General features: G+C 44.5%; 23 protein-coding genes. 11 read left to right on the top strand and 12 right to left on the bottom strand.

Features of this window, described 5'->3' with window-relative positions:
• The 5 genes from ACTS60_RS16250 to ACTS60_RS16230 form a co-directional block, all read right to left on the bottom strand.
• Positions 1–786: an outer membrane lipoprotein-sorting protein gene (locus ACTS60_RS16250; RefSeq protein WP_440889095.1), complete on the bottom strand. Its 786-nt coding sequence runs from the start codon at positions 784–786 to the stop codon at positions 1–3.
• Complete coding sequence (locus ACTS60_RS16245; protein ID WP_440889094.1) at positions 779–2,047, bottom strand: ABC transporter permease; 1,269 nt, start codon at positions 2,045–2,047, stop codon at positions 779–781. Before ACTS60_RS16245 ends, ACTS60_RS16250 begins: the two co-directional genes overlap by 8 nt.
• Positions 2,035–2,733: an ABC transporter ATP-binding protein gene (locus tag ACTS60_RS16240; protein ID WP_005448872.1), complete on the bottom strand. Its 699-nt coding sequence runs from the start codon at positions 2,731–2,733 to the stop codon at positions 2,035–2,037. The genes ACTS60_RS16245 and ACTS60_RS16240 overlap by 13 nt, the downstream gene beginning before the upstream one ends.
• 9 nt (positions 2,734–2,742) lie before the next feature.
• Positions 2,743–3,411: a hypothetical protein gene (locus ACTS60_RS16235; protein WP_440889093.1), complete on the bottom strand. Its 669-nt coding sequence runs from the start codon at positions 3,409–3,411 to the stop codon at positions 2,743–2,745.
• Between the two features lie 84 nt (positions 3,412–3,495).
• Positions 3,496–4,416 carry a LysR family transcriptional regulator gene (locus ACTS60_RS16230; protein WP_440889092.1) on the bottom strand — a complete coding sequence of 307 codons (921 nt, stop codon included), beginning with the start codon at positions 4,414–4,416 and terminating at the stop codon, positions 3,496–3,498.
• A gap of 119 nt (positions 4,417–4,535) precedes the next feature.
• Between ACTS60_RS16230 and ACTS60_RS16225 the strand changes: the two genes are divergently transcribed.
• The 3 genes from ACTS60_RS16225 to rodA all read left to right on the top strand — a co-directional run bounded on the left by ACTS60_RS16225 (position 4,536) and on the right by rodA (position 7,994).
• Entirely contained in the window at positions 4,536–5,585 is a 1,050-nt protein-coding gene (locus ACTS60_RS16225; protein ID WP_440889091.1) for an HlyD family secretion protein, read from the top strand.
• 10 nt (positions 5,586–5,595) lie between these two features.
• A complete protein-coding gene (locus ACTS60_RS16220; RefSeq protein ID WP_440889090.1) occupies positions 5,596–6,606 on the top strand; it encodes a DUF2955 domain-containing protein in 1,011 nt (336 codons plus the stop codon).
• Positions 6,607–6,911: 305 nt separating this feature from the next.
• Positions 6,912–7,994 (top strand): rod shape-determining protein RodA, encoded by a 1,083-nt coding sequence (gene rodA, locus ACTS60_RS16215; RefSeq protein ID WP_440889089.1) that lies wholly within the window; start codon positions 6,912–6,914, stop codon positions 7,992–7,994.
• Between the two features lie 85 nt (positions 7,995–8,079).
• Here rodA and ACTS60_RS16210 read toward each other — a convergent pair whose 3' ends face one another.
• The 3 genes from ACTS60_RS16210 to ACTS60_RS16200 form a co-directional block, all read right to left on the bottom strand.
• The gene (locus ACTS60_RS16210; RefSeq protein WP_005428886.1) at positions 8,080–8,796 is read right to left on the bottom strand and encodes a YebC/PmpR family DNA-binding transcriptional regulator; all 717 of its coding nucleotides are present in this window, start codon (positions 8,794–8,796) and stop codon (positions 8,080–8,082) included.
• Between the two features lie 135 nt (positions 8,797–8,931).
• A complete protein-coding gene (locus tag ACTS60_RS16205) occupies positions 8,932–9,141 on the bottom strand; it encodes a DUF3283 family protein (RefSeq protein ID WP_440889088.1) in 210 nt (69 codons plus the stop codon).
• Between the two features lie 237 nt (positions 9,142–9,378).
• The gene (locus tag ACTS60_RS16200; protein ID WP_440889087.1) at positions 9,379–9,576 is read right to left on the bottom strand and encodes a PA3496 family putative envelope integrity protein; all 198 of its coding nucleotides are present in this window, start codon (positions 9,574–9,576) and stop codon (positions 9,379–9,381) included.
• A gap of 361 nt (positions 9,577–9,937) precedes the next feature.
• Between ACTS60_RS16200 and ACTS60_RS16195 the strand changes: the two genes are divergently transcribed.
• Genes ACTS60_RS16195 through ACTS60_RS16185 form a run of 3 tightly spaced genes read left to right on the top strand, consistent with a single transcriptional unit; the run spans position 9,938 to position 12,188 of the window.
• Positions 9,938–10,792 carry an ABC transporter ATP-binding protein gene (locus ACTS60_RS16195; protein WP_440889086.1) on the top strand — a complete coding sequence of 285 codons (855 nt, stop codon included), beginning with the start codon at positions 9,938–9,940 and terminating at the stop codon, positions 10,790–10,792.
• Positions 10,789–11,721, top strand: coding sequence for an ATP-binding cassette domain-containing protein (locus ACTS60_RS16190; RefSeq protein ID WP_440889085.1), 933 nt, complete (start codon positions 10,789–10,791; stop codon positions 11,719–11,721). Before ACTS60_RS16195 ends, ACTS60_RS16190 begins: the two co-directional genes overlap by 4 nt.
• Positions 11,721–12,188: a transcriptional regulator gene (locus tag ACTS60_RS16185; RefSeq protein ID WP_440889084.1), complete on the top strand. Its 468-nt coding sequence runs from the start codon at positions 11,721–11,723 to the stop codon at positions 12,186–12,188. The genes ACTS60_RS16190 and ACTS60_RS16185 overlap by 1 nt, the downstream gene beginning before the upstream one ends.
• A gap of 540 nt (positions 12,189–12,728) precedes the next feature.
• Here the strand turns inward: ACTS60_RS16185 and ACTS60_RS16180 are convergent.
• The gene (locus ACTS60_RS16180) at positions 12,729–14,699 is read right to left on the bottom strand and encodes a replication initiator protein RctB domain-containing protein (protein ID WP_440889083.1); all 1,971 of its coding nucleotides are present in this window, start codon (positions 14,697–14,699) and stop codon (positions 12,729–12,731) included.
• Between the two features lie 1,237 nt (positions 14,700–15,936).
• Here ACTS60_RS16180 and ACTS60_RS16175 point away from each other — a divergent pair.
• The 4 genes from ACTS60_RS16175 (at position 15,937) to ACTS60_RS16160 (ending at position 22,611) form a co-directional block, all read left to right on the top strand.
• The gene (locus ACTS60_RS16175) at positions 15,937–17,154 is read left to right on the top strand and encodes an AAA family ATPase (RefSeq protein ID WP_440889082.1); all 1,218 of its coding nucleotides are present in this window, start codon (positions 15,937–15,939) and stop codon (positions 17,152–17,154) included.
• A gap of 7 nt (positions 17,155–17,161) precedes the next feature.
• Positions 17,162–18,136 (top strand): ParB/RepB/Spo0J family partition protein, encoded by a 975-nt coding sequence (locus ACTS60_RS16170; protein WP_440889081.1) that lies wholly within the window; start codon positions 17,162–17,164, stop codon positions 18,134–18,136.
• Positions 18,137–18,252: 116 nt separating this feature from the next.
• Positions 18,253–20,274, top strand: coding sequence for a GNAT family N-acetyltransferase (locus ACTS60_RS16165; protein ID WP_440889080.1), 2,022 nt, complete (start codon positions 18,253–18,255; stop codon positions 20,272–20,274).
• A 660-nt stretch (positions 20,275–20,934) separates the two neighbouring features.
• Positions 20,935–22,611 carry a DUF342 domain-containing protein gene (locus ACTS60_RS16160; RefSeq protein WP_440889079.1) on the top strand — a complete coding sequence of 559 codons (1,677 nt, stop codon included), beginning with the start codon at positions 20,935–20,937 and terminating at the stop codon, positions 22,609–22,611.
• Between the two features lie 82 nt (positions 22,612–22,693).
• Here ACTS60_RS16160 and ACTS60_RS16155 read toward each other — a convergent pair whose 3' ends face one another.
• Positions 22,694–23,353 (bottom strand): CatB-related O-acetyltransferase, encoded by a 660-nt coding sequence (locus ACTS60_RS16155; RefSeq protein ID WP_440889078.1) that lies wholly within the window; start codon positions 23,351–23,353, stop codon positions 22,694–22,696.
• A gap of 400 nt (positions 23,354–23,753) precedes the next feature.
• Here ACTS60_RS16155 and ACTS60_RS16150 point away from each other — a divergent pair, with 400 nt between their 5' ends.
• The gene (locus ACTS60_RS16150; RefSeq protein ID WP_440889077.1) at positions 23,754–24,026 is read left to right on the top strand and encodes a hypothetical protein; all 273 of its coding nucleotides are present in this window, start codon (positions 23,754–23,756) and stop codon (positions 24,024–24,026) included.
• Between the two features lie 60 nt (positions 24,027–24,086).
• On the opposite strand, the gene ACTS60_RS16145 is transcribed toward ACTS60_RS16150, so the two are convergent.
• A complete protein-coding gene (locus ACTS60_RS16145) occupies positions 24,087–24,308 on the bottom strand; it encodes a hypothetical protein (protein ID WP_440889076.1) in 222 nt (73 codons plus the stop codon).
• An 18-nt stretch (positions 24,309–24,326) separates the two neighbouring features.
• Positions 24,327–24,914 carry a mechanosensitive ion channel domain-containing protein gene (locus ACTS60_RS16140; protein WP_440889163.1) on the bottom strand — a complete coding sequence of 196 codons (588 nt, stop codon included), beginning with the start codon at positions 24,912–24,914 and terminating at the stop codon, positions 24,327–24,329.
• Positions 24,915–24,981: the final 67 nt, after the last annotated feature.

The raw sequence follows: 24,981 nt of genomic DNA, 5'->3' as shown, positions 1-24,981 counted from the left end.
CTAAAGCTGAGTCGTATTGGCTTTAGGCAGATAGCTTGGGTTGTAGAACTTGTTATCCAGTTGCCAAGGCACGATTTCTTGGTACTCGATAACGGTCTTTTTGCTCGGCTGAATGCTATCAAGCAAGGTCATCTCACTGACGTAGTCTTCACCGTTGTCGGTTGCACGTCCGTATTGCGCTTGCTTGGCGAGTTTGCCAGAGCGCAAGTAAAGATCGGCTTTGATAGGAAACGCATCTTGCTCAGACAACCACAAGTCGATCTTCTGATAGCTCGCCCCTTTGGTCTTCGCGGTTAGAGCAAGATGATAAGCCGCAACACTCTCTCCGTTCACCGAAACGGTTTCTGTCGCTTTCCATTCACCTTGATAATCTTGGCTCCACGTCAGAGTTGAGATGTCGCCGATAGACGCTTCACCAAGCAGCTTTTGCATCGGCGTGATGCGAATCGGGCGGCGGCTCTTTGGCATTTGCAGCCAGTAGTTGTCGCCCATCATCAGCATCTTTTGCCCAGCTTCGACTGCCGATTTAAACACCACCAGCGATTCACGATTTGGGCGCGTGTAAACGTGGTAAAGGCGGGTTTTATCTAACTCTTGGTCTTGATATAAACGCACCAGTGACACCACTTTGGAGGAATCATCTTGCAAGCGGTAGCTATCCGCTTTTTCAATCAATTGCGCGACTTGCTGTGCATCTAGCGCTGTTTCATTTGCACTGGCACTCAAGCTTGCAATGCCGCTAACCGTCAGCAGTGCAATTGGTAATATTGATTTGAAATTAAACATAAATCAGAGCCTCCGTAATTGGCTTGTTCACCCCTTTGCGTGCCGAGAAAAACGCCGCAACCAAACAAATCATCAATACTGCGAATCCTGCGACAGCCACCAACTCCCAAGAGAAGTAAATCGTCAATGGATAACCTTCGGTGCGTCCTGGTGGTGGCGGCATTTGCACATCCACGACCATCAGTAAGACGGTAACTAACCCAGTAAACAAAGCGCCGATTAAGCTGCCAATCACCGCGAGTAACCCTGCTTCGCGCAAGAACCCAGCAATGATTTCGCGAGGGTAGCTACCAAGAGCCGACAAGGTGCCGATTTCACGGGTGCGCTCGGTGACCGACATGGTCATGGTGTTAAACAGCGCGACAAATACCACCAGTGCCATTACTGCGCCCATGATGCCGAAGATACGGTCGTACAAATCTTTCACTTTGAGATAGAAGAACGCGCGTCCTTGCCAAGGCGTAATCTCAATATCTTGATCACCAAAGTCCTGCTTTTGCTTACTCAGAACCGAAGCCACTTGTTGCTCGACTTGGTTAGTTAAACTGGTGTCAAACAGGAAGACAGATAACGCACTGACTTTGTCTGAACCGAGCAGCGATTGCGCGCTGTTGATGTGCACGTACAGCTGGCGTTTATCAAGCTCTGGTACGCCTGTTGAATAGATGCCACGTACTTTGAAGTCATACGCGTTCAACGCACCGTCGGTTGTAGTCGCCAGCAAGGTGATCCAATCACCAACGTGCACGCTTAGGTTGTTCGCTAAATCAACGCCAAGCATCACTTCTGGCTCTGTAGGGTCATAACGCGATGCATGAATGTTGGACAGCGTTTGCCCTTCGCGCACGTCCAAAAACGGTCCTTTCATATCGAATTCGCGCTCGTTCACGCCAATGCCGATAAAGATCGAGGACTTGTTGCCGTTGGAAATCAAGCCGCTGAACTCAACTCGTGGCTGCACGCCTCGCACTTCGTTTAAACCGATCAATTTCTTGGTGATGTCGTCGGCGTGAGTTAAACCGTTACTCAACGGCATCTCTTCTTCTTTAGCGAAGTAACCCGGCGTGGTTAACGTCAGATGCCCCGTGTCACGCGCTGTCGATTCTTTCAAACTGTCGTAGGTGTACAGACCAAAACCGCCCGCACTGGTTAAGGCAAACACGGCAATGGCGATGATCAACATCGATAACAAACTGCGACGGCGATTACGTTGTAGGTTCAACCAAGCAAGGCGAACGGAAACAGGAATTAGCTTGCCCATGAAACCTCCTCCACACTTGCGTGCGTTTGGGTGATTTTACCATCCACCAATTCAATGGTTCGATCGCAGCGAGATGCCATACGAGGGTCGTGTGTGGCGACGATAAAAGTGGTGCCAAGCTCGTGTCCGAGCCCTTTCATAATGTCGATGACCTTGTTGGCAGTTTGGCTATCAAGACTTGCGGTTGGCTCATCAGCAATCACCAGCGCCGGTTTGTGCACTAAAGCACGAGCAATTGCCACACGCTGCTGCTGACCGCCTGATAGGTTATCGGGCATGTGATGAATAAACTCGCCCAAGCCAACGTGTTCTAACATTTGTGTGGCGAGCTCGGTTTGCTCTGCTTTTGAAAAGCCGTTGAGGTGTAGCGGATACGCCACGTTCTCTAACGCCGTCATCACAGGCACAAGGTTGAATTTTTGAAATACAAAGCCAAGCTTTTCTCGGCGCATTTTCGCAGCCTGCATTTGTCCGGTTGGGTATGGGCTACCGGCAAATGTCACCTGACCTTGATATTGAGTATCCAGCATGCCAAGCACATTAAGTAAGGTGCTTTTGCCTGAACCAGACGGTCCGCACAGTGCCACCATTTCGCCGGCAAAAACTTCACCAGACACGTCTCGCAATGCACGTACCGTTTGGTTGCCAAGGGCGTAATCGCGGCTAAGTTGATTAAAAACGATCATGACGCCTCCCTAATATTTCGCTAGCAGCGCTTTCGCGGTTTGCGTTTCTAAATTGCTGTCACCCAACTGCTCCATTTGCGCTAACCATGTTTTGGCTTGTTGAACGTCTTCAGCACGCAGCGCTGCTTCAATGGCATAACGGTAAATCCAAGACGTTGCGGCAAAAGGTTGCTGACTAAAACTCGGTTCATCGAGCAGAGAAAGGTACAGCTCGTAGCCGCGCTCAAAGTGATTGAACATATCTGGCAGAGAGGTAAAGGTAGTGGCTGCCATGGCGGTGGCCAGTTGGTATTCAGGTAAGCCTTGTAAGCGTTGCTGCTCTTGCAGTGGTACTGGCTGATTCGCCATTAAATCCAAACCTTTTTGGATTGTGGCAAGACCGCGCTCGGTGAACTTCATCTTGTTCCAAGGCATAAACGCCTCACGACCTTGCAACGTCTCCGCACTGCCCAAGTAAACCAAGGTCACCGGCGTTGCGCCCTGCTCTTGGAGTTGTTTAGATAATTCGCCGTAAACGGTATCAACTAAACCAGAGTCACCCTGCGCCGCTTGGTTGAATTGACTGAGTGTGCGCTCGCTTGGGTTAGCCAGAGCCAAATTGCTGCTCAGTGCAAATGCGGCGATAAACGTACTTGCCAGTTTAAGAGCTTTGATTGAGCGAGATAGAGAAACCATCATGTACTGTCCTTAGTTGAACGTGATTTGATGGTTTCAGATTAAGGGAGAAGATCGCACGCTGCTTTTGCATGCGACCAATGGCAGTTATATGGAGTGAATGGTATTGAGAGAGGATGAATGGTTTCGCTCCTCTGAAGCCTGCAAAATCGCTTCGACCATTAAGGTCAGCGCTTTAGGCTGATAGTTACGCTGACGATAAACCAAGTAGGCTTCGCGATCCCCGCGGCTATAGGATGGTGCGACGCGCACGAGATTCAATTCAGGCTTAACGTGGCGTAATGGGATCGACGCAATTCCCAAACCGTTTTCCACCGCTTTGATCACCGCGGTGATGTCATTGACCACTAAGCGCGGCTTGCAATTGAGCATGTCCACCAGCTTGTCTTGTTGGTAGATAGGCACTTGTGTAGTGTGCGTGCTGGCTACCCAGTCTTGCTTGGCTAAATCCTCTAAGCTTTCAATGCTGCCGCCCGCTTGCGCTAGATATTCAGGGCTAACAAAGAAAGCGTGCTCTACTTTAAACAATGGGCGCGCGATCATATCGTCCAAACCATCCAAGTCGAACGTCACCACTAGATCACGATCGGTTTCTGGAATCGAATTAACTTGGCTAAGCAGAAGATCAATAGTCACTTTTGGATAGTTTTTGATGTAGTCCTCAACCACCTTGTCAACCAAGTCATTGTAGAAGCGGCTTGGCATCACCAATCGAATTCGCCCTTCGACTTGTTGGCTTTGTTGGTTGAGCTGCAAGATGCCGGATTCAATCTGAGACATCGCACTGCTGAGCTGATCAAACGCCTGTAAGCCTGTCTCGGTTGCCACCAACTCACGTCCTTTCTTCTCCAGCAATCTCAATCCTAGGCGCGCTTCCAGCGCCGATAAACGACGAGACATAGTAGAGACCGGCAGTTCGAGCTTTTTCGCCGCCGCGAGCAGAGAGCCTTGCTCAACCACTGAGCAAAACAGGTACAGATCATCAACATTTCCAAATATGGAATTCATACTTCTTCCATTGGTTATTTTTTCCAATTTTAGATGAGTATAACCTAGCCCACGTAGAAAAGAGACCCGAATATGCCGTGAACGCGGCGCGTAATAACGAATGAATACTAGGTACAGACGTGAAAGAAAATTTTTATAAGTACGCGATATACACTGTTTTTTCAGCGGCAGCCTTGTTCTCCGCTTTTTTAGTCACCTCAGACAATGTTTCCCCTTTCACCACCCAAGCGACACTGCATCGTAATGTCGCAACCATTGCGCCCGAGGTATCTGGCGTGATCACAGATGTGATGGTGAATAACGGTGAATTAGTTGAAAAAGGTCAGCCACTGTTTGCTATCGATGCCAGCAGCTACCAATTGAAAGTGGCACAAGCCAAAGCCGAACTGCGCCAAGCACGTGAATCAGATTCCGCGAAATGGCAACAATTGGCAGCAGCGAAACAAACCCAAAGCCAACGCGAATTCGAATACCACAACGCGAAGCAAAAACTGGCGCGTAACCAAAAACTGCGCAACAAAGGGCTGGCAACCGAGCAAGAGCTGGATGACGCGATCACCAATACACAAGTCGCCAGCAGTGCGGTAGAAGCGGCGAACGCAGAAGTGAAGCGTATTGAAGCAGAGCTTTCTACTCAAGACCGTACGGCAGCTATCGAGTTGGCAGAAGCAAAGCTTGCCAGTGCAGAGCTGGATTTAAGCCATACCCAAATCGTGGCGCAAACTGAAGGCGTAGTAACGAACTTGCAACTGCAATCAGGCAGCTACATCACACAAGGCACAGCTTCGTTGCTGCTGGTGGACGAAGCTCATGCGTGGATCAGTGCGGACTTCAACGAAAAAGGCATTGATAAGCTAACCAATGGTCGCGAAGTGTTGGTGTCCTTCGATGCGCTACCGGGCAAAGTATTTACTGGTGAAGTCCGCAGCCAAGAGCGTGCGATTTACGATACCAACAATGCTAATGGACAGCTTTCTAGCGTGACCAATGATACTCGTTGGATCCGTGAACAACAGAAAGTGCGTACCCGCATTACAGTTAACGAGCTGGATCCTTCGATGATTTCTGGTTCACGAGCGAGTGTGATCGTTAAAAGCGGCAACCCTGTTATGGATTTCATTGGCTCGGCTTGGATTCACTTAGTGGCGATGTTCCGCTACATCTACTAGGGGGTTAACCATGTGGACCTTCGAAAGCCTGTTTCAAAGTCGTTCTGAGCGCAATGAAGCACTGCGCGTTGCCCTTACTGTGACGACTTGTATGGTGCTAGGCAAACTGCTGAGCCTTGATTCTCCAGTTTATCTGGCGCTGTACCCAACCATCATCATGACCAAGAACAAAGACTATTCTTGGCTTGATCTGCTTCGCACCTTGCTACCTACGTTATTGGCAGCAAGTACAGCATTGGTGGTAACCGAAGTGTTTTCACAGCATCCATTTGTGGTGTGGACCATTAGCTTGTTCTTCTTCGATTTTATGCGCCGCAGAGCGACCACACCGCCGAAGAAAGGTCAGATGCTCATGCCAACCTTCAATTGGATTCTGATTGTGGTGTTTGCTCAGCACACCAACATGGACATGCCGATGCGCATTCATGAGATTGCTCTATCAATGCTGATCACCATGATTGTCGCAAAAACCATGGTGGCTCTCTTCCCAGTTGAACGTGGCGGCAAGCCACCAGCATTTAAAGAAGAACCTGTTACCTTTGAAAGCCGAGCTATTTCACTCGCGTTGATTGGGCTTGGTGTGGCGTTCTTGATGATTGTCGACATCATCTCGGCAACGTTTTGTTTGGTGCCAGTGATTGCCGCCGCAACACAAACCACACACAAAAGCTTTATCGACGTGGTTGACCGCCGTTTTCAAACTCAAGTGGGCGGCTGTGCATTAGCTGTAGTGTTTACCTTGTTGATGGCAGGACATCAATCAACATTCGGTTACTACACCATCGTATTAGGTCTGCTTGCTTTTATGATCACCGCATCAATGGCAAAAGCGAAAGGCCCAGCCAAAGATGTCCATGCCGATGCGTTATTGGCGACCATGTTGCCGATTCAACTCTACATGACCAGTAACGAGTTAGGCTTGGAAAGCACCTTCCTTCGAGCTTGGGAGCTCACCGTGACTTTGTTTGTGCTTTGGGCGCTATACCATTTCACGCATAAAGCAGAAAAAGCCCAAGCGTAATCACGCCATCGCCTTAAGTGCACAATACTTAAGGTGAATCTGCCCATTTCATTGCGCTGTCTGTACCAATTTCCATTTCAACCTTATAAAAAGTGTGGCGTAAAACCTCAGCCTGGTGTATTTATCCATCCCACGACTTTCCAAGTCAGCTTACCCATAACAGGCAGCGTCGCACACTCCTCTCTTTGCACACCCTTGCGTAGTGTCTGTTATTTCCAAATTGGATTCTTAGCATCGGAATAGTTTGAGCTCGCTGAGTTCTGGTTGTTTTCGCCCCGCGTTGGGGCGTTTTTAGGTTGTAGAAGATGAACAAGCGTTTCTTCCCTAGGATTGATTTGCCACTGCTGATGGCGATCATTCCGATCATGCTATTGAGTTCGCTCACTCTATGGAGTGCCAGTGGATTCAATGAAGCTATGCTATATAAACACCTCGCTCGATGCGGTTTGACGCTGGTGTGTATTTTGGTCATGTCGTCGATTCCTGCGTCCAGTTATCAACGCTCAGCACCCTATTTATATGTCATTGCCGTTTCTCTTTTAGCGGCCGTGGCCTTGTTTGGTGATAGCACTAATGGGTCACAGCGCTGGCTCGATATTGGCTTCTTTCGCTTTCAGCCCTCTGAGCTAATTAAGCTTTCGATCCCTATTATGATTGCATGGATGCTACATATTGAGGGTGGCCGTCCAGACTTTAGAAAAATAGCCTTCTGTCTGTTGATCACTTTTATTCCTGCAGGATTGATCGCCTTACAACCAGATCTAGATGGGGCGATCTTCACTGTCATTTACACGCTATTCGTTCTGTTTTTTGCAGGCATGAGCTGGAAGATAATTGGTGGATTCTTAGTAAGCGTTCTTACACTAGCCCCAATCCTGTGGTTCTTTGTCATGGAATCTTATCAAAAGAGCCGTGTAACCCAGTTCCTAGATCCTGAGTCAGACCCTTTGGGTTCAGGCTACCAAATTATTCAATCTTTGATTGCGATTGGCTCAGGCGGCATGAAAGGCAAAGGCTGGATGAACGCTACCCAAGGCACGCTGGGCTTTATTCCAGAAAGTCATACTGATTTTATTTTCTCGACCTATGCGGAAGAATGGGGCTTTATTGGCTGCGTGGTGTTGTTGGCACTGTACTTATTCATTACCGCGCGTGTGATGCTACTGGCGTGCCAATCTGAGCACTTCTTCAGTCGCTTAGTGAGCGGCGCATTAGCGATGAGCTTCTTCCTTTACGCGTTCATCAACACAGGCATGGTAAGTGGCTTATTGCCGGTTATGGGTAGCCCACTGCCCTTCTTCAGCTACGGTGGTACGGCGATGCTGACTCAAGGCATCTGTTTTGGCGTGATCATGTCGCTGTGTTATTCCAAGTACCGAAACACCTAAACGCTAGTCACAATAGAAAAGACAAACAAAACGATCAAAAAAGGCTTCCCTCGGGAAGCCTTTTTTTTACAACTGGAGAACCGAATTACAGTTCGCCGTTGTGGTATACCTGTTGAACGTCGTCACAGTCATCTAGAAGGTCTAGGAACTTCTGGAATTTCTCTGCATCTTCACCCGCAACTGGCGTGTGAGTTTGAGGAACGAATGTGATTTCTTCAACATCGATCGTTAGATCTGGGAATGCACCGTTAAGCGCAGTTTTTGTTTTGAAGAACTCAGTGTGAGGTGCGAATACAGTGATTACACCGTCTTCTAGCTCAACGTCAGTCACATCTACATCTTCCATCATTAGCGTTTCTAGGATGATTTCATCATCTTCGCCTTTGAACTGGAATACCGCTTGGTGATCGAACATGTGAGAAACAGAACCTTCAACACCAATTTTCGCACCCACTTTTACAAAGCATTGGCGAACGTCTTGGAATGTACGGTTACCGTTATCTGTTAGACAGTCTACGATCACGCTTGTGCCGCCAGGGCCAAAGCCTTCGTAACGTGCTGGAGTATAGTCTTCACCACCGCCGCCGTTCGCTTTGTCGATCGCTTTATCGATAACGTGTGCAGGAACTTGGTCTTTTTTCGCTTTTGCGATCAGGTGCTTCAGAGACAAGTTCATGTCTGGATCACCACCACCGTTTTTCGCGCACATGTAAATTTCTTTACCGTATTTGGAATAAACTTTAATTTTTGCGCCTGCAGTTTTCGCCATAGAGGCTTTGCGCACTTCAAAACTTCTTCCCATCGGGATGTCTCTCTAAATTCAAATTTAATGCGAAGGATTTTAGCAAAGAGTGAACGGTTTTACCTTTCACCCTGCAAAGGAATGGGGAGGAAACCTCATTCGCCGCTATCGTTAATCACGAAGCCACAATTCGCTCTATGCGACACCCATTACTCGTTTGTACTTATCAACTGCCTGCTGAAAAAACGCTTTTTCATCAGCATCGCTAATCTTAGACAACTGTTCTTCTATCACCTCAGGACCAGATTTCGCTTCTTTAAGCTTCCAAACCAAAAACGACGCTTGCTTATCAAGTTCGATTTTGTTTTTCTCGTCAGGCGGCAATAGGGATAGATTGAACGACATTAACAGCCTCAAGGTACTAAAACACTAGCCGCGCACTATAACACACAGATCCGAACTTGCAGAATAGAAACACACTTATCTTGATCAAATTCAAGTTGTACTTAGAGAGCGGGAAGGTATTTTCAAAAAATCTGGTTTAGAACCAACAAGACACGGTCGTATTTTCGCGTATGAGTCACAAAAATGAAAAGGGCAGCCGAATGACTACCCCATGGTTTTAATACCGCTGTTCGAGAATTAGTGAATTAAACCAAGCTCCCTTGCTTCTTCGATGCTCAAACCGCTTTCACGGATCTCACGAAGTGCTTCAATACGACGTCTTGCTTCGGCAGACTTCATCGTCTTCTCAGGCTTCACAACAGATTCTTCTTCTGGGAGTTCCCATTTGTGAGCGATGTTGCTCATCTCTTCATGGTCGATAGAATTAATGGACATATTTCCTCCGAACACACCATGTTTTCGATGGGTAATCTATAGCAAACCCCCAATGCAGAGGTAAGAAAAACTGTGGGGAAATGTGACCCCTTTCGACCTTTCATCAACTCGTTAATAGATTCATCATTTAGTTTTTGCAAACCACGTTTTTAGCGTTTAAATTTGAAGAATTCCCCCTATGAAAAGTGAGCTGATCCAGCTCTCATTTTCCCCTCGCTAATTCACACTTCTATAACGGAAACATATCTTTTTATTACACTCAACTTTCGAGTCACTTCACTGATTAGACGGTTATATCTTTCGTAAACCTCCCACACCTGATAATGATAATAATTATCTTTTGTATTGGTAAGGTGTAATTATGAATGAATTTAATCAAAATAAGGCATTTCACTCTGATCCCGTTATTCAGATCAGAGAGTTATGCGTAGATTATATCACCGACAACGGCGACTTTAATGCCGTAAAATCGGTGAGCTTCGACATTGGCAAAGGTGAGATATTTGGCCTTGCTGGCGAATCTGGCTGCGGTAAGAGTACCATCGCTTTCTCTATCAACCGTCTGCACAAGCCGCCTGCATTTATCTCTGGCGGACAAATTCTATTTGAAGGTAGAGACATCCTTCGCTTACCAGATAACGAGCTAAATACGTTACGCTGGAGTGAAGTTGCGATGGTATTCCAAAGCGCGATGAACTCCCTTAACCCAGTTCTCACCGTTCAGGAGCAGTTTGCCGATGTATTACGTCACCATAAAGGGTTGACTAACGAGCAAGCCAAAGATCGCGCAGAGAAACTTCTCGACTTGGTCAATATTCCTCGCAGCCGCCTTGGCGAATATCCACACCAGTTCTCCGGAGGTATGCGACAACGTTTGGTCATTGCGATTGCCCTTTCTCTCAATCCAAAACTGATCATCATGGATGAGCCGACCACTGCGCTTGACGTCGTGGTACAGCGTGAAATTTTGCAACAAATCTACCAGTTGCGTGATGAGTTTGGTTTCTCGGTACTCTTCATTACCCATGACTTAGCACTAATGAGCCAATTGTGCGACCGCATTGCCATCATGCGCCGCGGCAAGATTGTCGAAGTGAATAGTTCATACGAAATCCGCAATCATCCTCAACACGAATACACCCAAAAGCTTTGGGCTTCATTCCCAAATATCCACGATGTCCACAAACAGCCACAAACGGAAGGAGTTCCAGCATGAGTGAACCGATTATCCAAATGAAAAACGTGATCAAGGAATTCAAAGTCGGTGGTGGCTTCGCCAAAGAAGAAACCTTCCGCGCGCTACAGGGTGTTAGCTTTGATCTTTATGCAGGGAAAACACTCGCTCTTGTTGGCGAATCTGGTTGTGGCAAAAGCACCTGTGCCCGTTTGATCACTAAGGTGTATTCGGCCAGTGATGGAGAGATCCTCTTCAACGGAAAAAACATTAACGACATTACTGCTCGTGCTGAGATCCAAGATTATCGCAGCAAGGTTCAAATGGTATTTCAAGATCCATTCGGCTCATTGAACCCAACACATACCATTTGCCACCATCTCACTCGTCCACTAAAAATTCATAAGCAAGTGAAGAGTGATAAAGAGATCTCAAACGAGCTTCTTGAGCTATTGGACCTAGTCGAACTGCCAGAAGAAACACTCAACAAATTCCCTCATGAGCTGAGTGGCGGTCAACGTCAACGTGTAAATCTTGCACGGGCACTGGCAGTAGGTTCACAGCTCATTCTGGCTGATGAGCCGACATCTATGCTGGATGTTTCTATTCGTTTGGGGGTATTGAACCTCATGCAACGTATGAAGCAAGAGCTGGGCATTGGTTTCCTATATATCACACATGATCTTGCAACTGCACATTACATCGCAGAAGAAACTGCGGTGATGTACAAAGGTCAGATCGTTGAGTGGGGTGATACACAAGCGATCTTAAAGAATCCCCAGCATCCATACACTAAGTTACTGATCTCCGCCGTACCGGATCCTGATCTGCCATTTGGCAAGTTAGTCGAAAATGAACCAGACTATTCACTAGATGCCGATGAGATCCGTAATCGCAGCAGTGTCGTCGTGGAAGATTATGATCAAATTGGACCAAACCACTTTGTAAAGCATTGGAGTGAGGCGGCTTAATGGACTTGATTACCTGGCAAGATCAAATTTCAGATTGGTACGAAAATCGGAAGCATGATCAAGTAGAAACTCTTGAAGTTATCGTATACCAAGTACCCAAAGCTGTGTTCGGGCCACAATTAACAGATGAGCAGAGCAGAGCGATAGCATGTTGGTTAGACGGCGGGTTAAGAGTATTTCAACATGCTAGGCATCAAGATCCACATAAAGCATTTCAAACACTGCAGTATATCAGTGCAAAATTGGAGCAAGCGGCTTGTGATTCAATGACTGATATTTTGATTAAAGATTGGTGTCTAAAACGACTTCAGCACATCACAGTGCTGTCATTAGAGTTTTGCAATCAACAAAATGAGCAAACATTTTGGGGCACCAATGCGACTTCACTTATCGATACTCACGTAAAACTGATGGATTTTTTAGGTTGGAATGAGAGAAATAAAATGCAGAGAGAATATCAAAGCTAGAGTAAAGAGAGGGCTTGGAGCCCCCTCTTTTTAAGCGGTATTGCTGTTGGAAGCAACTTCTACTTTTTCATGAATTTATAGACATTCGAATCTACAAAGAAATTATCACGCTCATTACTGTTAGTGTTTTCAATTAACAGCCAAGGAATTGTTATCTTATAAGTAACCCAGAATTTTATAGCCGAACATCGCATAAACACCTAAATAAAAAGGGATTTTAGCCTATTTATATTCTATATGCGGCTAGTACTGATATGAATATGAGAAGGACTAACTTGGCAAAATTCGGGCAAAAAAAAGCGAGTCCCCAGAAGGAAACTCGCGAAGTCTATTCAGAATGAATGTAACAATATGAGCCAATCTATTAATCATCAGAAAGGACAAAAGGTTGTCTATTCGAGATAGATATTAGTCATTGAATTGCACTGCAATGTCAGCCCTCTGTAAGAGTTAAGTCTGGATTCTATCAGTGAAAATCATTGTTACATTTGGAATCAATCAGTCATAGTTATTGCTTAAATAACGTTCTAACATTGACGATCAGATTGCCATTTCATCGAGCGCTCTAATTACCATCTCATCAACATGGCCTTCAAATACTTGTCGACATACTTTTCGACGAACCGCCAAACCAGCAATTAAGCGTTCAATAGTGAGATGTTTTACATCATTCTGGCTGTTAAACAGCTCCACAGTCTTGCTCAACGTCTCATATGGCAGAGGTGTGTCCCCTACTCTCAAAAAGTCGAGCTTGTCTATGAAGTCAGAACACTCCTCTTTGATTGAGGCATACGAATGCCCTGTCATTGCCGATAAAGCCGTTATACTGCGTTCTAGCGCCTCTGGAGAGGTATATTTGGATAGTGTAATGGTTATCTCATCCGCGTTGATCTCTACCAGGTGTTTTTTCTGCTTAACTCGACGGCCCAAATTGCCACGTGGAGATGGTGCTTTACGTTGAATAGGCTCAAATTCGCCGTCTATGATACCTGAGAGCTCATCTAGTTGCTTTCGACTAACCATCTCATTACGAAGTGGGTTTGGCAGCGTAGGCGCCATATTGCGCTTTCCTGCGTTGGTCGTACGGGCACGAGAATAACGTAAAACCTCTTCCACATCGCATTTGATATCAATTTGGTAATCCATCACTTTTCCATTCTGGATCATTGTTTCGATCGTTAAGTGGTATCCCCACAGATTTACAACGAAAAGATCTTCTGTCCCCTTACCATCTGACAAGCGTTTTAATTCTCGGATCAAATCCATAGAAAATCGTCGCCATTCAATGTTACGTGCCAGTTTTTGATTCAATTCACTTAGCAGCATGCAATCAGTGTGTCTTCGTACCATTCGGCTACGGAAGAACGAATACAACTGAAATACTAGGGTATGCTGTTTTAAAATTTCTGGTGGAAACAAGAAGAAATAATCACGTGTGAGTAACTCTTCGTAGAATGACGGCTCCCAAACTAAGATATACAAGTTTGGTTTAATACGAATTTCGCCGTCGGCTCCTTCTACTGGTGCTTCTTCCGACGCTGTAATGGTTCGGGCAATAAAGCGGAAACGATCACTTTTAAAGCCTTCAGGCATGTTCTCACTCAGCCATCGACCAGTCAGCTCATGTAATTGAAAATCGGTAAATTCGATACGATCAATACTGTCACGGATTGAATCCCTAGCAGGACCACTGTCCTTTTTGCCGCGCAAAGATAGGATATCGGTAATGTATAACGGTGTTTTATTTGGCACATGGGCTGCATCCATGTGGTATTGATCTTTATGGTGATCATGATATTGCACAGTCAGCGTAAACAGCGCAAACAAGGTCATCAGATCATCTACTGTCATGATATTTTTCGAGGACCGTGTTTCAATCACAGCTTTAGTACCAGAGATCGACACCATTGATTTCTGATAGCTTTTACGAGTGCGGGGTGGAGCTAGTGCTTGGTCAATGATCCCTGCCCAATTGGTTGGAGAAACGATAAATTGGTCCGCTTCATCTTTCATCGTTGGTGGAGTATTGAGGCCGTGCTCATTGAGTAAACGTTTGTTTACTTGCGTTTGTGCTAGTGCCTTTGAGCGCTTTTGCTTTTCGTTTTGGCGCACTCTTTCTGTTACTAAGCTGGTGGCACCTAAAGCAGAAATCAGCTGGTTAGGATTAACAAACTTATGAAGCATGGTTTTCCCAGCAAGGCCTTCTTCGAAACGAACTGGAGTTTGGGTGAATAACCCAATACTTACCGCTGCTCGTAAACGTTGCTGTAACGCTGCCCGTGTTAGTTGCCCATCAGTGGCTTCTACGATTTCTGTGGTAGAAACTAAACCATCTTTGCTACTGAATCCACGCAATGAAATCAAATTAAGCAGCTCTAAGATGCTTTTAGTTACCCCTTTGAAGTGTTGGTATTGTTCCACCCAATCTGCAGAAGATTCGTGTACCTCAAAAAGGTGCCCATCCTTATGGCTTCTTGGCGCTTTAATCAGAATTTTTTCATCAGCTGTCATTTTAGATCCAGATCACACTAGCCGTAGTTTTGCTATGGTTCCGAAGAATAAAGAAAAATAGATCATAAATAAAGAAAAAATCTTTGTTTTTAAATAACTGATCTTTTTGATTAAACTGATCTTAATTGATTATATGATCTATTGATCTGGTGTTTTTTGTGGCTGTAAGGTGCTGTTTTTTATGGGTATTTATTTAGGCCGTTTCGGAACTATGATCATGTATTTATCGAAACAATGATCAACTATGACTTGAAAGCATGATCATATAACGCCGTAAGCATGATCATTAAATCATTGAAAAGATGATCAAAACATTCATGAAACGATGATCATCATATTTATACAACTTATCCACAGAAGATCGAAGCTCTGTTGGAAACTCTACGGCACTAATTGCTTCTTTGCTCTCATTTTACATCCGGATCGATGATCAAGAGAGAAGCATTTCATCGTTCTGTTGCCAATATTGAGCACAAATTATTCAATTCGAGCTCACACCGCTATTTTGTTTGAATGTAGCCACGTGATAAGGTTTCACTAGTATACAACGGAAGCATGATCATGATTGTTCTTAATACATTCTGAATGATGCTTTGTTTCATCGTTCCGGGTTTTTTGTTCTTACTTTCTTGCTATCCCCCTGTCTATCTACATTCCTCCGTAAATTAGAGAAGAAAATACATGCTTCCGTGACGGAATTGTACTTGATCATTTTTCCGATAAATTGATCTGATTGAAAAATCCATCTGATATGTAAATAGAAGTATGATTCCCTTGATCATGCTTTCAAGTTTGGAGTTTCAACTGGAAGCATGATCATGTAGAGCCCTTGATCATTCTTCCACTAGATTTACTGGTTATTTGTTGGAAATTACATTGGACACATGATCAAGGAGGTTTAAAGGAAGATGTGGTTATTTGAAATATCAAAACACAATATTGTTAGGTTGATCTCACACAGTCCGTAATTTAGCTTTCTTTTATAATCGTTCCGAGAAAACACTATTTACATTGTAAATAAGTGACGCTGTGACATTTTTAAAGTAATGCTGTTTGAAGTACTTTATTCGCATAGATTTGAAAAAATTTCGTGAAGCTTTGATAGTGAAATCATCAATCAGGCGTTTGTGAGTGTTTTTTATGTGATGGTTATTCAAAATGCTCGTGCACCTTTTTGTTGTTTTTGGGTTTTAGTGCTGTACAATTGAATGCAGATATCCTTCCAACGGAATTTGGCATGAAAAGAGAAACAACGATTGAAAATCTCCAGGAATTAGCAGAACTGACGCAACAGGTTCAAGCTGACCGTATTGAGATTGTTTTGGAAGAGCGTAGCGACAACTACTTCCCACCAATGTCTAAGGCAATGATGGAAACCCGCTCTGGTCTAACTCGCCGTAAGCTGGATGATGCTATCGGTAAGATGGAAGCGGAAGGTCATCAATTTACAAAGAATAATGCCAATCATTATTCAATCACGCTTGAAGAAGCGCATATGCTAATGGATGCGGCTGAAGTGCCTAAATTCCATGAACGCAAAAAGAATTCTGAAAACAAACCGTGGATCATTAACGTACAAAACCAAAAGGGCGGTACGGGTAAATCGATGACGGCTGTTCACTTAGCTGCATGTTTAGCGCTAAACCTTGATAAACGCTACCGTATTTGTTTGATTGACCTTGACCCTCAAGGTTCTCTGCGTCTGTTCCTGAACCCACAAATCAGTGTAGCAGAGCACGACAATATTTATTCTGCGGTCGATATCATGTTAGGTAACGTACCCGATGGGGTAGAAATCGACCGTGAGTTCCTGCATAAGAATGTGTTGCTACCTACGCAATACCCGAACTTGAAGTCAATTTCGGCATTCCCAGAAGACGCAATGTTCAATGCGGAAGCGTGGCAAACGTTGTCTGAAGATCCATCATTGGATATCGTTCGTTTGTTGAAAGAGCAGTTGATTGACAAGATTGCGAACGATTTTGATGTCATTATGATTGATACAGGCCCCCATGTAGATCCGTTGGTTTGGAATGCAATGTTTGCTTCTAACGCATTATTAATTCCTTGTGCTGCAAAACGTCTAGACTGGGCATCTACAGTAAACTTTTTCCAACACCTACCTACGGTTTATGAGATGTTTCCTGAAGACTGGAATGGTCTTGAGTTTGTTCGTCTTATGCCAACGATGTTCGAAGATGACAACAAGAAGCAAGTTTCAGTTCTCACTGAAATGAACTATCTTCTTGGTGACCAAGTTATGATGGCCACGATTCCTCGTAGTCGTGCATTTGAAACCTGTGCCGACACCTACAGTACAGTATTTGATTTGACTGTTGGCGATTTTGAAGGTGGTAAGAAAACACTCGCAACGGCACAAGATGCGGTACATAAGAGTGCATTAGAATTAGAGCGCGTATTGCACTCTAATTGGTCGTCATTGAATCAGGGGTAAAGGATAAATGGCATTAAAAACGTCTGAATTAAACGCGAAATTATTTGGTAAAACCAATAAGCGTCGTGTTGCGACACCTCAGGAAGCGCAAACGGCGGTAAAAGATAAAGCACAAACCATCGAACTTGCTGTAGCAGGCGAGAATACGGTTCAATTTGAATTGGTTCGTATCCCTGCTGAGAAAGTTGCGACAGAGACGACTGTATTTGCAGACAACGCACGTGAGCAATCGTTCTTAAATGAACATGCTTTGTCGGATGTTTTGGTTACGTTGAAAGAGCGTGGTCAGCAGTATCCAGCGGTTGGTCGTCGTACTGAACAAGGCAAGATTGAAGTTCTCGATGGTAGTCGTCGTCGTATGTCTTGTATCTTGGCTGATCAGGATTTCTTGGTATACGTTGCTGATGGCATCAACACAGAACATGCGAAGTTCCTTTCTGATGTGGCAAACGCGCACAAGCCACTGTCTCTGTACGAAAAAGGTAAAGAGATGCAAGCAAAGCTAGAAAGTGGCGAAGCAGAAGACCAAAAAGCGCTAGCAAAAATGTTTCAGTGCAGTGAAGCATTGGTCAGTGGTGCGTTGAAAGCGGCAGCGCTGCCGCTAGAACTTCTGCAAGCGTATCCTAATGTTGGAGACTTAGGTCGACCAACTATCGTGAAACTACACAAGCAGTTTTCTTCACTGTCGGGAGAACAGCAGAAAAACTTACTTGATAAGTGCCGCTCATCTGAAGGTTATTTGTGGCAGCGTAGTACAGCTCAAGGTGTCGCTCGCTTAACTAAAGAAGTAACGGAAAGCATCGAGAACTGGATTTCAGAACTCGCGCCAGTGAAGCCTGCTAAGAAAGCACAAAAAGTCGACTTAGTGAAAGGTCGAGCAAGCTACAGCCGCAAAGGTAACAACCTTGCTTTGAACTTGAAGAAAGTAGAAGACAGCTTGATGGACGAAATTCTTGCTTTCGTTGAAAGCAAATTAAAGTAGTTATATAGCATAGCGAAAGCCGCCTTCGGGCGGTTTTTTTATGTCTGGAATTTAGGAAATTCTCCGGGTTCTGAGATGTGATAATATGGCGTCAGTTCAATGCTTGGATATACGTAATGCTCGCACAATCTGAATTCCTTTCTCAACTTCAAACTCAATCTCATGATGCGTTTCAACGTAGTGGTGTGGTTATCTATGGTGACGCTGAATGGCAAGATGCACTAATTGCTGACTTTTATGACCATCAATCGAATCAGACTTGGTTCTGTGTTGGTAATTGTTGTCCCAAAGGGGCTTATTGTGTTTCTGGCAAACAAGGCAATATGCTGCTTGGTCGTGAGTGCGATGTTTTAGTATTTGATGCGAGAAGTGGTGTAGATGCTAACAGTTTTACCGCTGCTCTTGGTGCTTTGGTTGGTGGTGGATTACTGCTTGTTATCGCCAACAAACATGAGCATCCAAGTGAAGCGGATTTGTGGATGCATATGCAGTGGCAAAAACTTACGGTGATTGACCAAAACCTTCCGTTACCGAGGTTATCAAGCTTGCAACCAGAGGCAAAGGAAAACCAATTCAAGCAACAAATAGAAGCGGTAGCTTTGGTAGAGAAAGTTGTAACGGGACACCGCAAGCGTCCATTGGTGCTTACCGCTGACCGTGGCCGAGGTAAAACCAGCGCTTTAGGTATTGCTTGCGCGGAATTACTTGAACGAAAGCCAATGCGTATTTTAGTTACCGCGCCAAACATTAAAGCTGTCGAACCCGTTTATCAACATGCTCTACGATTGCTTCCTATAGCACAGCGAGTTAAGAAAGACCGATTGGAAGTAGGGCTGGGGTACATCCAATTTATTGCACCAGACGAACTTTTGTTAGCCTTGCCGGAATGTGATTTGTTGTTAGTGGATGAAGCCGCTGCTATTCCTGTTCCGATGCTTAAGCAAATCACCGAACAATATCATCGCTTAGTATTCTCAAGCACGATATATGGCTATGAAGGAAGTGGTCGAGGTTTCACGCTCAAGTTTATTGAGTGGCTAACAAAGCAAAGACCTGGAATGAAGACTTACCACCTTCAACAGCCAATTCGTTGGAGCGCTAATGACAAACTAGAGACATGGTTGTATGAGGCGTTTCTTTTGAACTCTGAGCTTGAACCAATTAACCCGGCTGATATCGGCGAGATTACATTAGTCAGTTACCGTAAGTCAGCATTGATTGTGTATCCTTCCGTATTGGAAACCTGCTTTGCGCTGTTGGTTAATGCGCACTATCAAACTTCACCCAATGATTTACTTCACCTGCTTCAAGATGAAAGTAGTCAGATTTTCGTTGCTCAACATAATAATAAAGTCGTTGGTGTGATCTTAACTGTGGAGGAGGGTAATCTTGATGAAGAACTCATTAGAGATGTCCAGCTTGGAAAACGTAGGCCTAAAGGTCACCTGACGCCAATCACAATTATCAACCAACTCGGCTATCCAGAAGTTGGAGCGCTTTCTACCCTGCGTGTGATGAGAATTGCAGTTCATCCAGAGTTACAACGACTTGGTATCGGACAAAAGATGTTGTCACAGCTACAGGAGATGGTGCCTCCTCATATCTCTTATTTATCCACCAGCTTTGGCGCAACATCCGAGTTAATTCAGTTTTGGCAACGTTCAGGCTTTGAGCCGATTCGTCTTGGTACTATGCGAGACTCGGCAAGTGGTTGCTATTCACTTTTGATGGCTCGTCAATGTAATGCCCAATCTAAAAGCTGGGTTGGAAATGCTAAAGTGTTATTTGAAGAGTTACTTTCTTTGAGCGCTTCTACAATCTATCCTCGATTAGAGCCCTCTCTAATTCGCACTTTACTATCTTTGCCAATAGGGGAGTCTACATTTAGCCCAACAAAGTTGGCGTTGATCGAGTATTACGCCCAGGGAGGAAATAGTTTTGAATCCGTATCAGTATGGATTCAGCAATGGCTTTGTAGAAACGGTTTAAGTGAAGTTTCTGACTTGACGATCAGTAAGTTACTTTTAAATCAAGACTGGAGTATGTGTGCTAAACAATATGGGCTATCAGGGCGTAAACAAGTCGAAGCGGCACTGCGCTCTGAACTACAAGTTATGCTGAAAAAATTTACAGTGTAAAGTATAGGGTAGATTGTAAATTTACACTGTAAAAGCTGATTTAACACTTTACGGATAATACTACCCGGGGTGATTTTACACTGTAAATTCTAGTCACCCAATCTAAGCTATTTATTCTTCTATACGCTTTAACCCTATGTGTTTTTATGACTGTTCTGATTTACACTGTAAACCACAAAAAGAAATGGGAGCTAGACTAAGTTGCTACACTAGTGTGTCTGCGCCATATGAGGTTGGAGCGATAAAGCTGAAATCATTCTTGATGAACTTACTACCGGCCAAGATAAAAAGATTCAACTGTAGCGGTAGTTACTCACAGTCATTTAGATACAAATCTGAGCTATAGCGGAAAGTAAGTTGCGTTGACTCGTTACTGCCAACTTGGATGAAACGCTAAAGCACGAGTTTTCATCTTGGTTATTTCTTACGCCTTCGAAGGCGGTTTTGTGCAAACGAAATAATTAGCAAAGCTTAGCTGAAATCGGAATAAGATTTACAGTGTAAAACGCAGTTCATAAGGAATGGTAAGCCTTAACACACGGTTACAAATCTGTGTTATCTCCTTTAGTGATGTGAGCCTGATTCTTGATGTTGAGAGTTTTGTTCCAAAAACAATTTTAGATAGACTGAAGCAGTAAATGTTTAGCTGGTGTGGCTGATATGTGGAAGATCTGTCTTAAATGGTCTGAAGACCAAAAGAAGATTATTGCTCACATTCCTGGTGATGTAGATCTGGGTGGTGAGCTAAATCAAAAGGAATTGCCTGAGCAACTTGCAGAGATGAATGCAAGCAAGCTGTTTGTAGATGAAGGGGAAGTCGTCCGCTTTATAAACTGTGCTCGGGAGAGAAAAGCTGAAGCTTACGATGGTATTGTCGTTGCTGAGTTACGAAACGCTGAAGTCACGGTTGAACTTAGCAATAATGATATGTTGGCAAGTATGTGTGTTGTTGGCGCATATGGAGGCCGAGGTTTGAGAGGCCCAGAGATAGTGCAAGCATTGGCAAATGCCAAGGTCTCTAAAGGCATCAATAAATTGGCGCTAAAGAAAGTCATGGTAGTGAGCACGCAGCTCAAGCCTGGAGAAACATTTGTTCAGCCAGTCGCCGTCGGCAAGCAGCCAGTAAAAGGCAAAGATGCCATATTCACTCCATTAGTTAAAGATATATCCAAACGTGTGCTTAAGCCTAAGCAAGCAAATTCAGACAGCGATAAGATTGATTTAAAGAACCTAGGTGAAACCATTACGGTCGATGCTGGTGATGAGGTTATGCGCCGAATTCCCGCGACGAAAGGAAATCCAGGGTACACGGTTCAAGGAAAAATAATCCCGCCTCAGGCCGGGAAAGACAGCCCTATCAAGCCAGGCAAAGGCACTGAACTAGCAAAACATGATCCCAACTTGTTGTTAGCTACGGTCTCCGGTATGCCTATGATCAAAGAAAAAACCATCGAAGTAGACAATGCGTTATGTCTTAATAGCGTTGGCGTTAATACAGGGCACATTAAGTTTAAGGGAAATGTTTTTATTTCCGGCGATATTGAGTCCGGTATGATCGTCAAAGCTACGGGCTCAGTGACAGTGGGTGGGTTTATCGAATCAGCTGACGTGCAAGCACAAGGCGATATTGAAGTTGGCAAAGGTATTATTGGTCACACCGTACCAGATGGATCGCCAAAGAGCTGTCATGTTAAAACCAAAGGAACGATCAAGGCCAACTACGCCCAGTTTAGTGAGCTTCAATCTGGCCAGGATATTGAGCTTGCTGTGCACAGTATGAATAACGATATCAAGTGTGGCCATAATCTCACAGTTATGGATGCTGCAGGACGAAACGGAACGTTGAGTGGTGGGATTGCAAAAGTGGGCGATAAGGTCAAATGTTTGCAGCTTGGTGTAGAGGGAGATACAGCTACTAAAGTGGAAGCCTTTGCTCGTTACATTGCGTACAAAGAAAAAATCAGCGCCTTAAAAGAGGAATACAAACTTGCTCAAGAAGGTACGATGGAAGTCATTCGTAAGGAGCTTGAGTTTAAGAAGCGCCCAAAAGCCGACCGAACGGATGAGGAGCAAGCTCAAATTGATGATCTGAAAGAACGCAATAATAAGCATCTTGAAGACGTCAAATCTAAACTCAATACGCTAGAAACTGATTTTGAAGTGCTACTGGAAGAAAATGTTGTGGAAGCCACTGAGCGAGTTTTCACTCGAGTGACAGTTCAGTTTGGTGATGAACAAGTGATCACGAAGCGTACTCATGGAGGCTGTATTTTTAGTTTCAATCAGTACGAGATCAAAGTGGCAGCTAACCTTGAAGAAGAAGACGTCGCAGTATAAGTTGCAATCATGCCTTTGGCATTAGAACTTACAGTTAAAAGCACTTAGCCCAGTTAATATCTGGGCTATATTATCGACTTCTTTAACGTGTTTGAATATGATCAGCGTAGTAGTTCGCGAGCTTTTCTATGTCACCACTACACATAATTCTCATCGCTTGTTTAATGTTCTCTAAGGGCCAGTTCCACCACTTTATTTCGAGTAAGGTGGCAATTGCGTCGTCATCAAACCTCTTCCGAACGACATGATTATTTGCGACCATAATAGAATAGGGCGCAACGTCTTTCGTAATGACAGCTCGAGATCCAATGACGGCACCATCGCCGATTGTTACTCCTGGCATTATCATTGCCTCGGTGCCAATCCATACGTCGTTTCCGATCACGGTATCGCCTGCGCGTTCAAAGCCACTTTGTACATCATCACCAAATTCTTCTGGAGAAAAGGGAAAAGTTGAAATCCAGTCAACGCGATGACCTTGATTGCCAGCCATCATAAATGTTGCACCAGATGCAATAGAGCAGAACTTGCCTATTTTAAGTTTGTCTACCTCTCCATACGCGCCGGAGTTCCAAACATCTTGGGTGACCGCATCGCCTAATAGATAACGGACAGATTGCTCTTCGAATGTTTTGCCATGATAAAAGCCGGAATAATAGCTGTAGTCCCCCACTTCGATATTTGGATTGGTTACATGATCTTTTATGACTTGGCCACTTAACCAAGTATCGAATACTTTCATTTGTCTGCTCTCAAAATGCTGTCAGATTGATTTTAGACTCTCGCCAATGTTTATTGAACTGTTTCCTTAAATGTCGTAAACAACCGAGTTGCATTAGGAAAGTGTTAAAAATCAGTTGTTCAGAAGAATCGTTCAGCCGTGAATGTTAAACCAAGCTCTCATTTATCTTATAAAACATTGAATTGGAGGTGCGCAACTATTAGTGCTTTAGTATGGTCATGAAACCTAATCAATTTGCGTGGTTTATGAGAGGGTAACTAGTATGTATAAAGTGGATGACTTTCGTATAGAGCGAGGCCAATTCTATGTGAAGAATGATGTCTATCCTCTGTCACGAATCCATGATATTGAAATCAAATGTCTGAGCATAAGAGAAAAACTTTTTAAGACATTGTGTTGGATGTCTATCGTCTCTTCATTAGTTTGGTTAGCGTGGGATACGAACTACCCTAGTTGGTATTATTGGATAGCGCTAACGTCGGTGTTAATAGGTATTGGCTTCGGAGTTTACTTCGGTGCTAAGTACGAGCTCAGGGTTGAGTTTGCTCTAAATGATGGTACTGGTTTGCATTGGGTGCCAATTGCTAAGAGCCACAACGAACAATGTCTCGAACTGTTCGAGCGACAAGTCGTAGAGGTTCAGGCTGCTATTACCAAGTATTTAATTACATGAGTCATGGTTTGTTGCCGAACCTGTAGCGATACTGGATCGGCAAACGCTGTTCTAGACTCACTATTCTGGACGAGCTAGTCGTTTAACAAGGTGAGCCACGTGGTGTCCAAGATAGCGCGCGGTTGCAGCATCTACTTCATGAAGTTGTCCATCTTCTGCCTTAGATACCACACCAAGCTGTGTTCCGAGGCGATTAATTCCTTTGTCAGCAAAACCATGAGCTGAGTCTAACCCTACCCAAATCATGCCATGCTGGCTTGCCAATGTAAGAAGATACTGCAATGTCGGTACTGGTGAAGGCTATTTCTGTCTACGGGTATAAATACGAGCGGTGGCTTTTGCCTCTTCAGGTTTAGCTTTTTCTTTTGCCAGTTTAAGTACCGCTTTTTGCAACATCAGGTTGTTCGGGTAAGTGATCAGGTTGCCGTTGTCGTGCTTGATCAACACATGGAACATGCGGATCTCTTGAATCTCACCGCTGATGTCTTCATCTTTGTCCACGACTTTGATGCGGTCACCAACGCGGTATGGGAAGACAAAGAAAATCAGAAAACTTGCTGTGATATTGCTTAATATCGACCACTGAGCAATAAAAGCGACACCTAACACCGCAAAGATCGATGATAGGAATAGCGACACATCGCCATAACCTACGCCAGTTACGATGGCGAAGAGTGAAGCAAACACAAACAAGAACGTGACGTTGAAGCAGCGTTGAATAAAGCTCAAGCGTGCTTTGCTCACACCTTTAGCCTCTGCTAAGTTCAGAATTGCACGATTAGCGACTTTCTTTAGTAGGCGATAAGCGATCAGAATGATAATGCCCATCAACACTTTATAACCGATAGAGCCGGCACTGAAATACTGGCCGATTTGCTCTATATGCATCCATTGATTCATTTCTTCAACTCGAGAATATTAAGAAGGCGCGTGTTATAGCCGATTTTTGCGCGCA

The organism is Vibrio sp. WZ-1, assembly GCF_052037695.1.
In the GTDB taxonomy this organism is placed as follows: Bacteria; Pseudomonadota; Gammaproteobacteria; order Enterobacterales; family Vibrionaceae; genus Vibrio.
Note: the sequence above shows the minus strand (reverse complement) of the source record. Positions and strands in the feature narration are given on the sequence as shown.

Coding starts and splice junctions, on each gene's coding strand:
- ACTS60_RS16250 (WP_440889095.1), bottom strand. CDS start 786: ATGTTTAATTTCAAATCAATATTACCAATTGCACTGCTGACGGTTAGC.
- ACTS60_RS16245 (WP_440889094.1), bottom strand. CDS start 2,047: ATGGGCAAGCTAATTCCTGTTTCCGTTCGCCTTGCTTGGTTGAACCTA.
- ACTS60_RS16240 (WP_005448872.1), bottom strand. CDS start 2,733: ATGATCGTTTTTAATCAACTTAGCCGCGATTACGCCCTTGGCAACCAA.
- ACTS60_RS16235 (WP_440889093.1), bottom strand. CDS start 3,411: ATGATGGTTTCTCTATCTCGCTCAATCAAAGCTCTTAAACTGGCAAGT.
- ACTS60_RS16230 (WP_440889092.1), bottom strand. CDS start 4,416: ATGAATTCCATATTTGGAAATGTTGATGATCTGTACCTGTTTTGCTCA.
- ACTS60_RS16220 (WP_440889090.1), top strand. CDS start 5,596: ATGTGGACCTTCGAAAGCCTGTTTCAAAGTCGTTCTGAGCGCAATGAA.
- rodA (WP_440889089.1), top strand. CDS start 6,912: ATGAACAAGCGTTTCTTCCCTAGGATTGATTTGCCACTGCTGATGGCG.
- ACTS60_RS16210 (WP_005428886.1), bottom strand. CDS start 8,796: ATGGGAAGAAGTTTTGAAGTGCGCAAAGCCTCTATGGCGAAAACTGCA.
- ACTS60_RS16205 (WP_440889088.1), bottom strand. CDS start 9,141: ATGTCGTTCAATCTATCCCTATTGCCGCCTGACGAGAAAAACAAAATC.
- ACTS60_RS16200 (WP_440889087.1), bottom strand. CDS start 9,576: ATGTCCATTAATTCTATCGACCATGAAGAGATGAGCAACATCGCTCAC.
- ACTS60_RS16195 (WP_440889086.1), top strand. CDS start 9,938: ATGAATGAATTTAATCAAAATAAGGCATTTCACTCTGATCCCGTTATT.
- ACTS60_RS16190 (WP_440889085.1), top strand. CDS start 10,789: ATGAGTGAACCGATTATCCAAATGAAAAACGTGATCAAGGAATTCAAA.
- ACTS60_RS16185 (WP_440889084.1), top strand. CDS start 11,721: ATGGACTTGATTACCTGGCAAGATCAAATTTCAGATTGGTACGAAAAT.
- ACTS60_RS16180 (WP_440889083.1), bottom strand. CDS start 14,699: ATGACAGCTGATGAAAAAATTCTGATTAAAGCGCCAAGAAGCCATAAG.
- ACTS60_RS16175 (WP_440889082.1), top strand. CDS start 15,937: ATGAAAAGAGAAACAACGATTGAAAATCTCCAGGAATTAGCAGAACTG.
- ACTS60_RS16170 (WP_440889081.1), top strand. CDS start 17,162: ATGGCATTAAAAACGTCTGAATTAAACGCGAAATTATTTGGTAAAACC.
- ACTS60_RS16165 (WP_440889080.1), top strand. CDS start 18,253: ATGCTCGCACAATCTGAATTCCTTTCTCAACTTCAAACTCAATCTCAT.
- ACTS60_RS16160 (WP_440889079.1), top strand. CDS start 20,935: ATGTGGAAGATCTGTCTTAAATGGTCTGAAGACCAAAAGAAGATTATT.
- ACTS60_RS16155 (WP_440889078.1), bottom strand. CDS start 23,353: ATGAAAGTATTCGATACTTGGTTAAGTGGCCAAGTCATAAAAGATCAT.
- ACTS60_RS16150 (WP_440889077.1), top strand. CDS start 23,754: ATGTCTATCGTCTCTTCATTAGTTTGGTTAGCGTGGGATACGAACTAC.
- ACTS60_RS16140 (WP_440889163.1), bottom strand. CDS start 24,914: ATGCATATAGAGCAAATCGGCCAGTATTTCAGTGCCGGCTCTATCGGT.